A 13,299-nucleotide genomic window follows, 5' to 3' on the forward strand; every position below is an offset into this window, starting at 1 on the left:
GCCATGAAAGACACTCGTTATTAGGCTATAATGCGGCAATTGATAAGATCTGAAAATACCATGCAAAAAACTTCTTTTAGAAATCACCGGGTTGAGCGATTCAGCCAACGACAAGTCACTAAGCGTCGGAAAGAAAACCAGCCAAAACGCGTGGTTTTGTTCAATAAACCTTACGATGTTTTGCCGCAATTTACTGACGAGGCTGGACGCAGCACGTTGAAGGATTTCGTTCCTGTGCAGGGCATTTACGCAGCCGGTCGTCTCGACAGAGACAGCGAAGGGTTGCTGGTGCTGACCAATGACGGCGCATTACAGGCGCGACTGACCCAGCCCGGCAAGCGTACCGGGAAGATTTATTATGTGCAGGTGGAAGGCGAACCCACGGCAGAGGCACTGGATGCGCTGCGCAAGGGTGTGACCCTGAACGATGGCCCCACCCTGCCCGCTGGCGTTGAGGTTGTCGGGGAGCCGGAGTGGCTGTGGCCGCGCAATCCGCCGATTCGCGAACGTAAAAGCATCCCCACTCGCTGGCTGAAAGTGACATTATATGAAGGCCGTAACCGCCAGGTAAGACGAATGACCGCGCACGTTGGCTTTCCCACGCTGCGTTTGATCCGCTACGCGATGGGCGATTACACCCTGGAAAACCTGGCTAACGGTGAATGGCGCGATGTCACTGAAGAAGAAAATAAAGGATAAGCCATGTTCAAACCACACGTCACGGTCGCCTGCATCGTTCATGCAGAGGATAAATTTTTAATCGTTGAAGAGACCATCAACGGTAAAGCGCTATGGAACCAGCCCGCCGGACATCTGGAAGCAGACGAAACGCTGGTGCAGGCCGCTGCGCGGGAGTTGTGGGAAGAGACCGGCATAAAAGCGCAGCCTCAACACTTCATTCGGATGCATCAGTGGATTGCACCTGACAACACGCCGTTTTTGCGTTTCCTGTTTTCTATTGAACTTGCCAATATGTGCGACACAGAACCCCATGACAGCGATATTGACTGCTGCCGTTGGGTGAGCGCCGACACCCTCCTCAACGCCCCAAACCTGCGTTCCCCGCTGGTTGCCGAAAGTGTTCGCTGCTGGCAGAGCGGAATGCGCTACCCGCTGGAGACGATCGGTGAATTTAACTGGCCGTTTACAGAGGGTGTCAAGTAAGGGGCTGCGTGCTAGAATATGCCGCCTTGAAGTTCAATGTCGTGAGTATTCCAATGTCAGAAAGCCCAAAAAAAGTGATCGTCGGCATGTCCGGCGGTGTCGATTCCTCCGTTTCCGCCTGGCTGTTGCAACAACAGGGTTATCAGGTAGAAGGCCTGTTCATGAAGAACTGGGAAGAGGACGACGGTGAGGAATACTGCACAGCGGCAGCCGATCTGGCCGATGCTCAGGCCGTCTGCGATAAGCTCGGCATTGAACTGCATACCGTAAACTTTGCGGCAGAATACTGGGATAACGTCTTTGAACTGTTCCTTGAAGAGTACAAAGCGGGCCGTACGCCAAATCCGGATATTCTGTGCAACAAAGAGATCAAATTTAAAGCCTTCCTGGAGTTCGCTGCAGAAGATCTGGGCGCAGACTATATCGCCACCGGACACTATGTCCGTCGGGCGGATGTCGATGGCAAAAGCCGCCTGCTGCGCGGATTAGATAGCAATAAAGACCAGAGCTACTTCCTTTACACACTCGGCCATGAGCAGATCGCGCAAAGCCTGTTCCCGGTTGGTGAGCTGGAAAAACCTCAGGTGCGCAAAATTGCCGAAGACCTGGGGCTGGTTACTGCGAAGAAAAAAGATTCTACCGGCATTTGCTTCATCGGCGAGCGTAAGTTCCGCGAGTTTCTTGGCCGTTATCTGCCAGCACAGCCAGGTAAAATCATTACCGTGGATGGCGAAGAGATTGGTCAGCATCAGGGGCTGATGTACCACACGCTGGGTCAGCGTAAAGGTCTGGGCATCGGCGGTACTAAAGAAGGAACGGAAGATCCGTGGTACGTCGTGGACAAAGATGTTGAGAACAACATCCTGGTGGTTGCTCAGGGTCATGAGCATCCGCGTCTGATGTCCGTTGGTCTGATTGCGCAGCATCTGCACTGGGTCGATCGCCAGCCGTTCACCGGCACGATGCGTTGCACGGTGAAAACCCGCTACCGCCAGACCGATATTCCGTGCACCGTTAAAGCACTGGATGGTGAACGCGTCGAGGTGATGTTTGACGAACCGGTGGCTGCCGTCACGCCAGGCCAGTCAGCGGTCTTTTACAACGGCGAAGTGTGCCTTGGCGGCGGTATTATCGAGCAGCGACTGCCCCTGCCGGTATAATTATTCTCTCTGGACTAAAACAAGGAAGCAGTGACCGTGGCAAAGAATTATTATGACATCACCCTCGCACTGGCTGGGATCTGCCAGTCAGCACGCCTGGTGCAACAACTTGCGCACCAGGGACATTGTGATGCCGATGCGCTCCACGTCTCACTGAACAGCGTTATCGATATGAACCCCAGCTCAACGCTGGGCGTGTTCGGCGGCAGCGAGGCCAATCTGCGCCTCGGTCTGGAAACCCTGCTCGGCGTGCTGAATGCCAGCAGCCGTCAGGGGCTGAATGCGGAATTGACGCGGTATACGCTTAGCCTGATGGTGCTCGAGCGTAAACTCACCGCCGCCAAAGGCGCGCTCGATACGTTGGGCGAGCGGATCAACGGCCTGCAACGCCAGCTCGATCACTTTGATCTGCAGTCCGAAACGCTGATGAGCGCAATGGCCGGTATCTATGTCGATGTCATCAGCCCGCTGGGTCCGCGCATTCAGGTGACCGGTTCCCCTGCCGTGTTGCAAAGCCCGCAGGTACAGGCCAAAGTTCGCGCCTCGCTTCTGGCCGGTATTCGCGCCGCCGTGCTCTGGCATCAGGTCGGCGGTGGCCGTCTGCAATTGATGTTTTCTCGTAATCGCCTGACCACTCAGGCAAAACAAATTCTTGCTCATTTAACCCCGGAGTTGTGATCTATGGAATTATCCTCACTGACCGCCGTTTCCCCTGTCGATGGACGCTACGGCGATAAAGTCAGCGCGCTGCGCGGGATTTTCAGCGAATACGGTTTGCTGAAATACCGTGTACAGGTAGAAGTACGCTGGCTGCAAAAACTGGCCGCGCACGCAGCGATCAAGGAAGTTCCTGCTTTTGCTGCCGACGCAATCGGTTTCCTCGATGCGATCGTCGCGAACTTCAATGAAGACGATGCGGCGCGTATTAAAACCATCGAGCGCACCACCAACCACGACGTCAAGGCAGTTGAGTATTTCCTGAAAGAAAAAGTGGCGAATGTCCCGGAACTGCACGCGGTGTCCGAATTCATTCACTTCGCCTGCACCTCTGAAGACATCAACAACCTGTCTCACGCGCTGATGCTGAAAACCGCCCGCGATGAAGTGGTTCTGCCTTACTGGCGTCAACTGATTGACGCGGTCAAAGATCTGTCCGTGCAGTATCGCGATATTCCCCTGCTCTCCCGCACCCACGGCCAGCCGGCTACGCCGTCAACCCTGGGCAAAGAGATGGCTAACGTGGCTTATCGTATGGAGCGTCAGTTCCGTCAGCTTAACCAGGTGGAAATCCTCGGCAAAATCAACGGTGCCGTCGGTAACTATAACGCCCACATTGCCGCCTATCCGGAAGTGGACTGGCATCAGTTCAGCGAAGAGTTCGTCACTTCGCTGGGTATTCAGTGGAACCCGTACACCACCCAGATTGAGCCGCACGACTACATTGCTGAACTGTTTGACTGCATCGCCCGCTTTAACACCATTCTGATCGACTTCGATCGCGACGTCTGGGGTTACATCGCGCTGAACCACTTCAAGCAGAAAACCATCGCCGGTGAAATTGGTTCTTCCACCATGCCGCACAAAGTGAACCCAATCGACTTCGAAAACTCTGAAGGTAACCTGGGACTGTCTAATGCGGTGTTGCAGCATCTGGCGAGCAAACTGCCGGTTTCACGCTGGCAGCGCGATCTGACGGACTCCACCGTGCTGCGTAACCTGGGCGTGGGTATCGGCTACGCGCTGATCGCCTATCAGTCCACGCTGAAAGGGGTGAGCAAACTGGAAGTGAACCGCGATCGTCTGCTCGACGAACTGGATCACAACTGGGAAGTGCTGGCTGAGCCGATCCAGACAGTGATGCGTCGTTACGGCATTGAAAAACCGTATGAGAAGCTGAAAGAGTTAACCCGTGGTAAGCGCGTCGATGCTGAAGGCATGAAGCAATTTATCGACAGCCTGCCGCTGCCGGACGACGAAAAAACCCGTCTGAAAGCCATGACCCCGGCCAACTACATTGGTCGTGCCATCACCCTGGTTGACGAGCTGTAGTCATACCCGGCCCGGTGACGCCAGGTCACTGGGCCGACTCCCCACATATTGCTCGCACCACCATTCAGCACTTCCCTTTCCCCGGTTTACGAAATGTTTATCCCCGCAACACCATAATCAGCGTTAAACTATTAATACCGTAAAGACAGAGAGAAAAGATGATGCGTGTACTGGTTGTTGAGGATAATGCGTTATTACGTCATCACCTGAAAGTTCAGCTTCAGGATGCCGGGCATCAGGTTGACGATGCCGAAGATGCCAAAGAAGCCGATTATTACCTTAACGAACACCTGCCTGACATCGCTATCGTCGATTTGGGGCTTCCGGATGAGGATGGACTGACACTGATCCGCCGCTGGCGCAGCAATGATGTTTCCCTCCCGGTCCTCGTCCTGACCGCCCGTGAAAGCTGGCAGGATAAAGTGGAAGTGCTGAGCGCGGGTGCGGATGACTATGTCACCAAACCGTTCCATATTGAAGAAGTCGCCGCGCGGATGCAGGCGCTGATGCGCCGTAACAGTGGCCACGCGTCGCAAATTATCTCTATTCCCCCATTCCAGGTTGATCTCTCTCGCCGTGAACTCTCGGTCAATGATGAAGTGATTAAACTCACTGCGTTTGAGTACACCATCATAGAAACGCTGATCCGTAATAATGGCAAAGTGGTCAGCAAGGACTCGCTGATGTTGCAGTTGTACCCGGACGCCGAGCTGCGCGAAAGCCACACCATTGACGTGCTGATGGGCCGCCTGCGTAAAAAAATACAGGCCCAGTATCCGCACGAAGTCATTACCACCGTGCGAGGTCAGGGATATCTTTTTGAACTGCGCTGATGAATAAACTGTTGCGTCATCTTTTCCCGCTGTCGCTGCGCCTGCGCTTCCTGTTGGCGACCGCGGGCGTGGTACTGGTGCTTTCTCTGGCCTATGGCATGGTCGCGCTGGTCGGCTATAGCGTGAGCTTTGATAAAACCACGTTTCGTCTGCTGCGCGGGGAAAGTAACCTCTTCTATACTCTCGCAAAGTGGGAAGATAATAAGATTCACGTCGAACTTCCCGAGCATCTCAATGTGCAAAGCCCCACGATGTCGTTGATCTATGATGAGAACGGCAAATTGCTGTGGGCCCAGCGTGACGTGCCCTGGCTTGTCAGACTGATTCAGCCTGACTGGCTGAAAAGCAACGGGTTCCATGAGATAGAAGCAGACATCAGCGCCACCAGCGCGCTGCTCAATGACGATCACTCTGTCCAGGAGCAGTTGAAAGAGGTGCAGGAGGATGATGACGACGCCGAAATGACCCATTCGGTGGCAGTGAACGTCTACCCGGCCACTGCGCGTATGCCGCAACTGACGATTGTGGTGGTGGATACCATTCCGATTGAGCTTAAACGTTCATATATGGTCTGGAGTTGGTTTATCTATGTGCTGGCAGCCAACCTGCTGCTGGTCATTCCCCTGCTCTGGGTTGCGGCCTGGTGGAGCCTACGCCCTATCGAAGCGTTGGCGCGTGAAGTGCGGGAACTGGAAGAACACCACCGCGAACAGTTGAACCCTACAACAACGCGTGAGCTGACCAGTCTGGTTCGCAACCTGAACCGCCTGCTGAAAAGTGAGCGCGAACGTTATGACAAATATCGCACCACGCTGACCGACCTCACCCACAGCCTGAAGACCCCGCTGGCCGTGATGCAAAGTACGTTGCGCTCAATGCGCAGCGAAAAGTTGAGCGTCAGTGACGCCGAGCCGGTAATGCTCGAACAGATCAGCCGGATCTCGCAGCAAATCGGCTATTATCTGCATCGCGCCAGTATGCGTGGGGGCGGCGTGCTGCTGAGTCGCGAACTGCATCCAGTCGCACCGCTGCTGGATAATCTCACGTCGGCGCTGAACAAAGTGTATCAGCGTAAAGGGGTGAACATTAGCCTCGATATCTCGCCGGAAATCAGCTTCGTCGGTGAACAAAACGACTTTGTCGAAGTGATGGGCAACGTGCTGGATAACGCCTGTAAGTACTGCCTGGAGTTTGTCGAAATTTCCGCCCGCCAGACCGACGATCATCTGTACATCGTGGTAGAAGATGACGGTCCTGGTATCCCTCATAGCAAACGCGATCTGGTATTCGACCGCGGTCAACGTGTAGATACGCTACGTCCGGGACAAGGTGTCGGATTAGCAGTAGCGCGAGAGATCACCGAACAATATGACGGCAAAATTGTTGCCAGCGACAGCCTGCTCGGCGGTGCGCACATGGAGGTCATTTTTGGTCATCAGCAGCCGGGGACAAAAGACGACTAATCCAAAATGTAATAAATATGAGCCAACTGCACGCATCTGGTTAAGCATCCGTTATAATCGGTGACAGATACCAGCCCCAGCCTGTGGAAGCTCAATATGGAATACCAATTAACACTCAACTGGCCCGAATTTCTTGAACGTCACTGGCAAAAGCGCCCGGTGGTGTTAAAACGCGGCTTTAATAACTTCATCGATCCCCTCTCTCCTGACGAACTGGCAGGGCTGGCGATGGAAAACGAAGTCGATAGCCGTCTGGTAAGCCATCAGGAGGGTAAATGGCAGGTCAGCCACGGTCCGTTCGAAAGCTATGACCATCTCGGCGAAAATAACTGGTCATTACTGGTACAGGCGGTGAACCACTGGCATGAACCGACCGCCGCGCTGATGCGCCCCTTCCGCGCCCTACCCGACTGGCGTATTGACGATCTGATGATCTCATTCTCCGTACCCGGCGGCGGCGTAGGCCCGCATCTCGATCAGTATGATGTATTTATCATTCAGGGGACGGGTCGCCGCCGCTGGCGCGTGGGTGAAAAGTTGCAGATGAAACAGCACTGCCCGCATCCGGATCTGCTGCAGGTAGATCCTTTTGACGCCATCATTGATGAAGAACTGGAACCGGGCGATATTCTCTATATTCCGCCGGGATTCCCGCATGAAGGCTATGCGCTGGAAAACGCGATGAACTATTCGGTCGGTTTCCGCGCGCCGAATACACGCGAACTGATCAGCGGTTTTGCCGATTATGTCCTGCAACGTGAGCTGGGCAGTACGTATTACAGCGACCCGGACGTACCCGCGCGTGAACATCCTGCCGACGTCCTGCCGCAGGAAATGGACAAACTGCGCGCCATGATGCTGGATCTGATTAATCAGCCGGAGCATTTCAAACAATGGTTCGGTGAGTTTATCTCTCAGTCGCGTCATGAACTGGATATTGCACCGCCGGAGCCGCCGTATCAGCCTGATGAGATCTATGATGCCCTGAAGCAGGGCGATGTACTGGTGCGTCTGGGGGGATTACGGGTACTGCGCGTGGGTGATGACGTTTATGCCAATGGCGAAAGAATTGACTCCCCGCACCGACCGGCACTGGAAGCGCTCGCCAGTCATATCGTGCTGACAGCGGAGAATTTTGGTGACGCGCTGGAAGATCCCTCATTCCTCGCCATGCTGGCAGCGCTGGTCAACAGCGGCTACTGGTTCTTCGAAGGGTAACATTGAGATTATGCCGGATGGCGACGCTGATGCGTCTTATCCGGCCTACGGTTCAAATCTCCTGTAGGCCGGATAAGCGTCGCGCCATGTGGCATCAGCCACGCTACGACTGTTTCACCGTTAACTCGGCAATCCGTACAATCACCTGCACCGCTTTCTCCATACCTTCCAGCGTCACAAACTCATGCTTGCCATGATAGTTGTAGCCACCGGTGAACAGATTCGGGCACGGCAATCCCATGAAAGAGAGTTGCGCGCCGTCGGTGCCGCCGCGGATCGGCTTCATCACTGGTTGAATGTCACAGTCACGCATCGCCTGCTGAGCGATATCCAGAACATGCGGATGCTCAACCACCTTTTCACGCATATTGTAATAACTGTCTTCAATCACCAGTTCAATGTAACAGTCCGGGTGTAACCCTTTCCCGACCTTCCTGGCTATCTCCATCATCTTACGTTTACGCGCTTCAAACTGTTTGCGGTCAAAATCGCGAATGATGTAGTGCATATCCGCGCGATCCACGGTGCCTTTCATGCTCGCAAGATGGTAGAAACCTTCATAACCTTCGGTCATTTCCGGGCTTTCATCCGCCGGAACCTCGGCATGAATACGCGCCGCAAGGGATAATGCGTTAACCATTACCCCTTTCGCCGTCCCCGGATGCACGTTGTTGCCAACGATTTTGATATTCACCGAGGCGGCATTGAAGTTCTCGAACTCCAGTTCCCCCACGCCGCCACCGTCAACGGTATAGGCCCATTTTGCGTCAAAAGCCGCAACATCAAAATGTTTCGCCCCTTTGCCAACCTCTTCATCCGGCGTAAAGGCGACGCGGATATCACCATGGGGAATATTTTTATGCTTCAGCACCGCCAGCGCGGTCATGATTTCCGCCACACCCGCTTTGTCATCCGCCCCCAGCAGCGTTTTGCCGTCGGTGGTGATCAGCGTTTGTCCGAGCAACTGATGTAGCACCGGGAACATCACCGGTGACAGCACTTCATCACCAATGCCCAGAGCAATATCCCCGCCGCGGTAGTTCTCAACAATCTGCGGATTCACGTGCTTACCGCTGAAATCCGGTGAGGTATCCACATGGGAAATGAAGCCAATAGCAGGGATATCGCCAGGGACATTCGCCGGAAGCGTTGCCATCAGCGTCCCTTTGTCACTTAATGTCACATTGACCAGCTCCATTTCTTCGAGCTGCTGTTTGAGCAAATTTAATAACTTCCACTGTCCCTCAGTACTGGGAACCTGTCTCACACCTGATTTCGATTGGGTATCCAATGAAACGTAGTGTAGAAAACGCTCAAGTAGTTTATCCATGCAGTCACCCTCACTATTTGTGACAACATTATCAGTAAGCCACAAAAGACAAATATTGCGTCAGGTCACTTTTATCCCCGCAAACGAGAATATTTCGCTTCCCGACCCCTGATGACTATAAGACTACGACAGTTATTGGCAACAAACGTTGGCGATGACAACGGTTTGCCGTAGAATTACGGCCCTCATTAAGAGTCACCAAGGTGGTCAACCACAAACCCCGCATCGGTCAGCCATCCGTTGCGTCTACATGGGACAGAGTAAAAAATTGAATAAACAACCGCGTTCGCTTTCACCGCTGGTTCTTTTGTCAGGTATCAGCAAAAGCTTCGATGGAAAAGAGGTCATTTCCGAACTGGATTTGACCATCAATAATGGCGAGTTCCTCACGCTGCTTGGCCCTTCTGGCTGCGGTAAAACAACCGTTTTGCGCCTGATTGCCGGTCTGGAAACCGTAGATTCCGGGCACATCATGCTCGATAACCAGGATATCACCCACGTACCGGCTGAAAACCGCTATGTGAATACCGTCTTTCAAAGCTATGCGTTATTCCCCCACATGACCGTTTTTGAAAATGTGGCGTTCGGATTGCGCATGCAAAAGACTCCCGCCGCCGACATCACCCCGCGCGTACTGGAAGCACTGCGAATGGTGCAACTGGAAGAGTTTGCCCAGCGTAAGCCGCATCAGCTCTCCGGAGGTCAACAGCAGCGCGTGGCGATTGCCCGTGCGGTAGTCAATAAACCGCGCCTGCTGCTGCTGGATGAATCCCTCTCGGCGCTGGACTATAAGCTGCGAAAACAGATGCAGAACGAACTGAAAGCGTTGCAGCGTAAGCTCGGCATCACGTTCGTGTTCGTGACGCACGATCAGGAAGAAGCCCTGACCATGTCCGATCGTATCGTCGTTATGCGCGATGGGCGCATTGAACAGGATGGCACACCGCGTGAAATCTACGAAGAGCCGAAAAACCTGTTCGTCGCCGGATTCATTGGCGAGATCAACATGTTTAACGCCACGGTGATCGAGCGTCTGGACGAACAGCGCGTACGCGCTAATGTCGAAGGCCGCGAATGCAATATCTACGTCAACTTTGCCGTTGAGCCGGGACAGAAACTGCACGTTCTGCTGCGACCAGAAGATCTGCGCGTAGATGAAATCAACGACGATAACCACATTGACGGCCTGATCGGCTACGTCCGCGAGCGTAACTATAAGGGTATGACGCTGGAGTCGGTGGTTGAACTGGAAAATGGCAAGATGGTGATGGTCAGCGAATTCTTCAACGAAGACGATCCGGACTTTGACCACTCTCTCGACCAGAAAATGGCCATTAACTGGGTAGAAAGCTGGGAGGTCGTACTGGCTGATGAAGAACACAAGTAAATTCCAGAATGTGGTGATTGTCACTATCGTCGGTTGGCTTGTGTTGTTTGTCTTTCTGCCCAACCTGATGATCATTGGCACCAGCTTTTTGACTCGCGACGATGCCAGCTTCGTCAAAATGGTCTTTACGCTGGACAACTACTCGCGCCTGCTCGATCCGCTCTATTTTGAAGTGCTGCTGCACTCGCTGAATATGGCGCTAATCGCCACCCTCGCCTGCCTCGTGCTCGGCTATCCTTTTGCCTGGTTTCTGGCGCGACTGCCGGAGAAGATCCGCCCGCTGCTGTTGTTTCTGCTAATTGTCCCGTTCTGGACCAACTCGCTGATCCGCATTTACGGGCTGAAAATTTTCCTCAGCACCAAAGGTTACCTGAACGAATTTCTGCTGTGGCTGGGGGTGATCGAGACGCCGATGCGCATCATGTTCACCCCGAGCGCGGTAATTATCGGTCTGGTGTATATTCTGCTGCCATTTATGGTAATGCCGCTGTACTCCAGCATTGAGAAGCTCGACAGACCGCTGCTGGAAGCGGCGAAAGACCTGGGTGCCAGCAAGTTGCAGACCTTTATCCGGATAATCATCCCGCTGACCATGCCGGGCATTATTGCCGGTTGTCTGCTGGTGATGCTGCCCGCGATGGGGCTGTTCTACGTCTCCGACCTGATGGGCGGCGCGAAGAACCTGCTGATCGGTAACGTAATTAAGGTTCAGTTCCTCAACATCCGTGACTGGCCGTTCGGCGCTGCCACCAGCATTACGCTGACGATTGTGATGGGCCTGATGCTGCTGGTTTACTGGCGCGCCTCCCGACTGCTGAACAAAAAGGGAGAACTCGAATGATCGGTAGACTGCTTCGTGGCGGTTTTATGACCGCTATCTACGCGTACCTGTACATTCCCATCATTATTTTGATTGTGAACTCCTTTAACAGCTCGCGATTTGGCATCAACTGGCAGGGTTTTACGACCAAATGGTATGGCCTGCTGATGAACAACGACAGCCTGCTGCAAGCGGCGCAACACTCGCTGACGATGGCCATTTTTTCCGCAACGTTCGCCACCGTCATCGGTTCGTTGACTGCGGTTGCGCTGTATCGCTACCGTTTTCGCGGTAAACCGTTCGTCAGCGGAATGCTGTTTGTGGTGATGATGTCGCCGGATATTGTAATGGCAATTTCGCTGCTGGTGCTGTTTATGTTGCTGGGCATCCAGTTAGGTTTCTGGTCGCTCCTGTTTTCGCATATCACTTTCTGCCTGCCTTTTGTGGTGGTGACTGTCTATTCACGGCTGAAAGGGTTTGACGTACGGATGCTGGAAGCGGCAAAAGATCTGGGTGCCAGTGAAATCACTATCCTGCGCAAAATCATTCTGCCGCTGGCAATGCCAGCCGTCGCCGCCGGCTGGCTGCTGAGCTTCACTCTGTCGATGGATGATGTGGTAGTCTCGTCATTCGTGACCGGGCCTGGCTATGAAATTCTACCGTTGAAGATCTACTCAATGGTGAAAGTCGGCGTTTCACCGGAGGTGAATGCGCTGGCGACCATTCTGTTGGTGTTATCGCTGGTTCTGGTGATCGCCAGCCAACTTATTGCTCGTGATAAAACGAAAGTTCAGGGGACGTTAAAATGATGAAATGGTCACGCCACCTGCTCGCGGCAGGCGCTCTTGCAATGGGAATGAGCGCTGTGCACGCGGACGACAGTAAAACACTCTATTTCTACAACTGGACCGAGTATGTTCCGCCAGGACTGCTGGAGCAGTTCACCAAAGAGACCGGCATCAAGGTGATTTATTCGACCTACGAGTCGAATGAAACCATGTATGCCAAGCTCAAAACCTACAAAGACGGCGCCTACGATCTGGTGGTGCCTTCCACCTATTACGTCGACAAAATGCGTAAAGAGGGCATGATTCAGAAGATCGACAAATCAACGTTAACCAACTTCAACAACCTCGATCCCGAGATGCTGAACAAGCCGTTTGACCCTAACAACGACTACTCCATTCCGTACATCTGGGGTGCGACGGCTATTGGCGTGAACAGCGACAGCATTGACCCGAAAACCGTCACCAGTTGGGCTGACCTGTGGAAGCCAGAATACAAAGGCAGCCTGCTGCTGACTGACGATGCGCGCGAAGTGTTCCAGATGGCGCTGCGTAAGCTGGGCTATTCCGGTAACACCACCGATCCAAAAGAGATTGAAGCGGCCTATAACGAGTTGAAAAAGCTGATGCCCAACGTCGCTGCGTTTAACTCCGACAACCCGGCAAATCCGTATATGGAAGGTGAAGTGAATCTGGGAATGGTGTGGAACGGCTCTGCCTTCGTCGCACGCCAGGCCGGTACGCCGCTGGAGGTTGTCTGGCCGAAAGAAGGCGGGATCTTCTGGATGGATAGCCTGTCAATTCCGGCGAACGCCAAAAACAAAGAGGGTGCGCTGAAGCTGATTAACTTCCTGCTGCGCCCGGATGTGGCGAAAGAAGTGGCAGAAACCATCGGCTACCCGACGCCAAACCTGGCGGCGCGTAAGCTGTTAAGCCCGGAAGTCGCCAATGATAAATCGCTCTACCCGGATGCAGAGACGATCGGCAAAGGCGAATGGCAAAACGATGTCGGCTCCGCCAGCGCGATTTACGAAGAGTATTATCAGAAGCTGAAAGCAGGACGCTGATTCAGCAAAAAGGCCCGGATATC

At 53.7% G+C, this 13,299-nt stretch carries 13 protein-coding genes; 12 read left to right on the forward strand and 1 reads right to left on the reverse strand.

Going from position 1 to position 13,299, the window contains the following annotated elements:
• Positions 1-30: 30 nt before the first annotated feature.
• The 8 genes from rluE to roxA all read left to right on the forward strand — a co-directional run bounded on the left by rluE (position 31) and on the right by roxA (position 7,887).
• Positions 31-699 carry a 23S rRNA pseudouridine(2457) synthase RluE gene (gene rluE / locus I6L53_RS12660; RefSeq protein ID WP_042319561.1) on the forward strand — a complete coding sequence of 223 codons (669 nt, stop codon included), beginning with the start codon at positions 31-33 and terminating at the stop codon, positions 697-699.
• Between the two features lie 3 nt (positions 700-702).
• Positions 703-1,164 (forward strand): NUDIX hydrolase, encoded by a 462-nt coding sequence (locus tag I6L53_RS12665; protein ID WP_042319564.1) that lies wholly within the window; start codon positions 703-705, stop codon positions 1,162-1,164.
• 53 nt (positions 1,165-1,217) lie between these two features.
• On the forward strand, positions 1,218-2,324 hold the full coding sequence (gene mnmA, locus I6L53_RS12670; protein ID WP_217124946.1) for a tRNA 2-thiouridine(34) synthase MnmA: 1,107 nt from the start codon (positions 1,218-1,220) through the stop codon (positions 2,322-2,324).
• A 36-nt stretch (positions 2,325-2,360) separates the two neighbouring features.
• Positions 2,361-3,002, forward strand: a complete 642-nt coding sequence (gene hflD / locus I6L53_RS12675; RefSeq protein WP_042320078.1) for a high frequency lysogenization protein HflD — start codon at positions 2,361-2,363, stop codon at positions 3,000-3,002.
• 3 nt (positions 3,003-3,005) lie between these two features.
• Positions 3,006-4,373: an adenylosuccinate lyase gene (gene purB / locus I6L53_RS12680; RefSeq protein WP_042319567.1), complete on the forward strand. Its 1,368-nt coding sequence runs from the start codon at positions 3,006-3,008 to the stop codon at positions 4,371-4,373.
• Positions 4,374-4,534: 161 nt separating this feature from the next.
• Positions 4,535-5,206, forward strand: a complete 672-nt coding sequence (gene phoP, locus I6L53_RS12685; RefSeq protein ID WP_042320079.1) for a two-component system response regulator PhoP — start codon at positions 4,535-4,537, stop codon at positions 5,204-5,206.
• Positions 5,206-6,669 carry a two-component system sensor histidine kinase PhoQ gene (gene phoQ / locus I6L53_RS12690; protein ID WP_042319568.1) on the forward strand — a complete coding sequence of 488 codons (1,464 nt, stop codon included), beginning with the start codon at positions 5,206-5,208 and terminating at the stop codon, positions 6,667-6,669. Before phoP ends, phoQ begins: the two co-directional genes overlap by 1 nt.
• A 96-nt stretch (positions 6,670-6,765) precedes the next feature.
• Positions 6,766-7,887: a [50S ribosomal protein L16]-arginine 3-hydroxylase gene (roxA, locus tag I6L53_RS12695; RefSeq protein ID WP_042319570.1), complete on the forward strand. Its 1,122-nt coding sequence runs from the start codon at positions 6,766-6,768 to the stop codon at positions 7,885-7,887.
• A 103-nt stretch (positions 7,888-7,990) separates the two neighbouring features.
• Here roxA and pepT read toward each other — a convergent pair whose 3' ends face one another.
• On the reverse strand, positions 7,991-9,217 hold the full coding sequence (gene pepT, locus I6L53_RS12700; RefSeq protein ID WP_042319572.1) for a peptidase T: 1,227 nt from the start codon (positions 9,215-9,217) through the stop codon (positions 7,991-7,993).
• Positions 9,218-9,467: 250 nt separating this feature from the next.
• On the opposite strand from pepT, the gene potA reads away from it, so the two are divergent.
• Genes potA through potD form a run of 4 tightly spaced genes read left to right on the forward strand, consistent with a single transcriptional unit; the run spans position 9,468 to position 13,276 of the window.
• Entirely contained in the window at positions 9,468-10,604 is a 1,137-nt protein-coding gene (gene potA, locus I6L53_RS12705; protein WP_042319574.1) for a spermidine/putrescine ABC transporter ATP-binding protein PotA, read from the forward strand.
• Positions 10,588-11,445: a spermidine/putrescine ABC transporter permease PotB gene (potB, locus tag I6L53_RS12710; RefSeq protein ID WP_042319576.1), complete on the forward strand. Its 858-nt coding sequence runs from the start codon at positions 10,588-10,590 to the stop codon at positions 11,443-11,445. The genes potA and potB overlap by 17 nt, the downstream gene beginning before the upstream one ends.
• Positions 11,442-12,233: a spermidine/putrescine ABC transporter permease PotC gene (potC, locus tag I6L53_RS12715; protein ID WP_042319578.1), complete on the forward strand. Its 792-nt coding sequence runs from the start codon at positions 11,442-11,444 to the stop codon at positions 12,231-12,233. Before potB ends, potC begins: the two co-directional genes overlap by 4 nt.
• Positions 12,230-13,276 (forward strand): spermidine/putrescine ABC transporter substrate-binding protein PotD, encoded by a 1,047-nt coding sequence (gene potD / locus I6L53_RS12720; protein WP_042319581.1) that lies wholly within the window; start codon positions 12,230-12,232, stop codon positions 13,274-13,276. The genes potC and potD overlap by 4 nt, the downstream gene beginning before the upstream one ends.
• Positions 13,277-13,299: the final 23 nt, after the last annotated feature.

This window comes from Citrobacter farmeri, from assembly GCF_019048065.1.
Lineage (GTDB): Bacteria > Pseudomonadota > Gammaproteobacteria > Enterobacterales > Enterobacteriaceae > Citrobacter_A > Citrobacter_A farmeri.

What these genes read in the sequence shown, in the direction of transcription:
- rluE (WP_042319561.1), top strand. Translation starts at nt 31, where the DNA reads ATGCGGCAATTGATAAGATCTGAAAATACCATGCAAAAAACTTCTTTT.
- I6L53_RS12665 (WP_042319564.1), top strand. Translation starts at nt 703, where the DNA reads ATGTTCAAACCACACGTCACGGTCGCCTGCATCGTTCATGCAGAGGAT.
- mnmA (WP_217124946.1), top strand. Translation starts at nt 1,218, where the DNA reads ATGTCAGAAAGCCCAAAAAAAGTGATCGTCGGCATGTCCGGCGGTGTC.
- purB (WP_042319567.1), top strand. Translation starts at nt 3,006, where the DNA reads ATGGAATTATCCTCACTGACCGCCGTTTCCCCTGTCGATGGACGCTAC.
- phoP (WP_042320079.1), top strand. Translation starts at nt 4,535, where the DNA reads ATGCGTGTACTGGTTGTTGAGGATAATGCGTTATTACGTCATCACCTG.
- phoQ (WP_042319568.1), top strand. Translation starts at nt 5,206, where the DNA reads ATGAATAAACTGTTGCGTCATCTTTTCCCGCTGTCGCTGCGCCTGCGC.
- roxA (WP_042319570.1), top strand. Translation starts at nt 6,766, where the DNA reads ATGGAATACCAATTAACACTCAACTGGCCCGAATTTCTTGAACGTCAC.
- pepT (WP_042319572.1), bottom strand. Translation starts at nt 9,217, where the DNA reads ATGGATAAACTACTTGAGCGTTTTCTACACTACGTTTCATTGGATACC.
- potA (WP_042319574.1), top strand. Translation starts at nt 9,468, where the DNA reads ATGGGACAGAGTAAAAAATTGAATAAACAACCGCGTTCGCTTTCACCG.
- potB (WP_042319576.1), top strand. Translation starts at nt 10,588, where the DNA reads ATGAAGAACACAAGTAAATTCCAGAATGTGGTGATTGTCACTATCGTC.
- potC (WP_042319578.1), top strand. Translation starts at nt 11,442, where the DNA reads ATGATCGGTAGACTGCTTCGTGGCGGTTTTATGACCGCTATCTACGCG.
- potD (WP_042319581.1), top strand. Translation starts at nt 12,230, where the DNA reads ATGATGAAATGGTCACGCCACCTGCTCGCGGCAGGCGCTCTTGCAATG.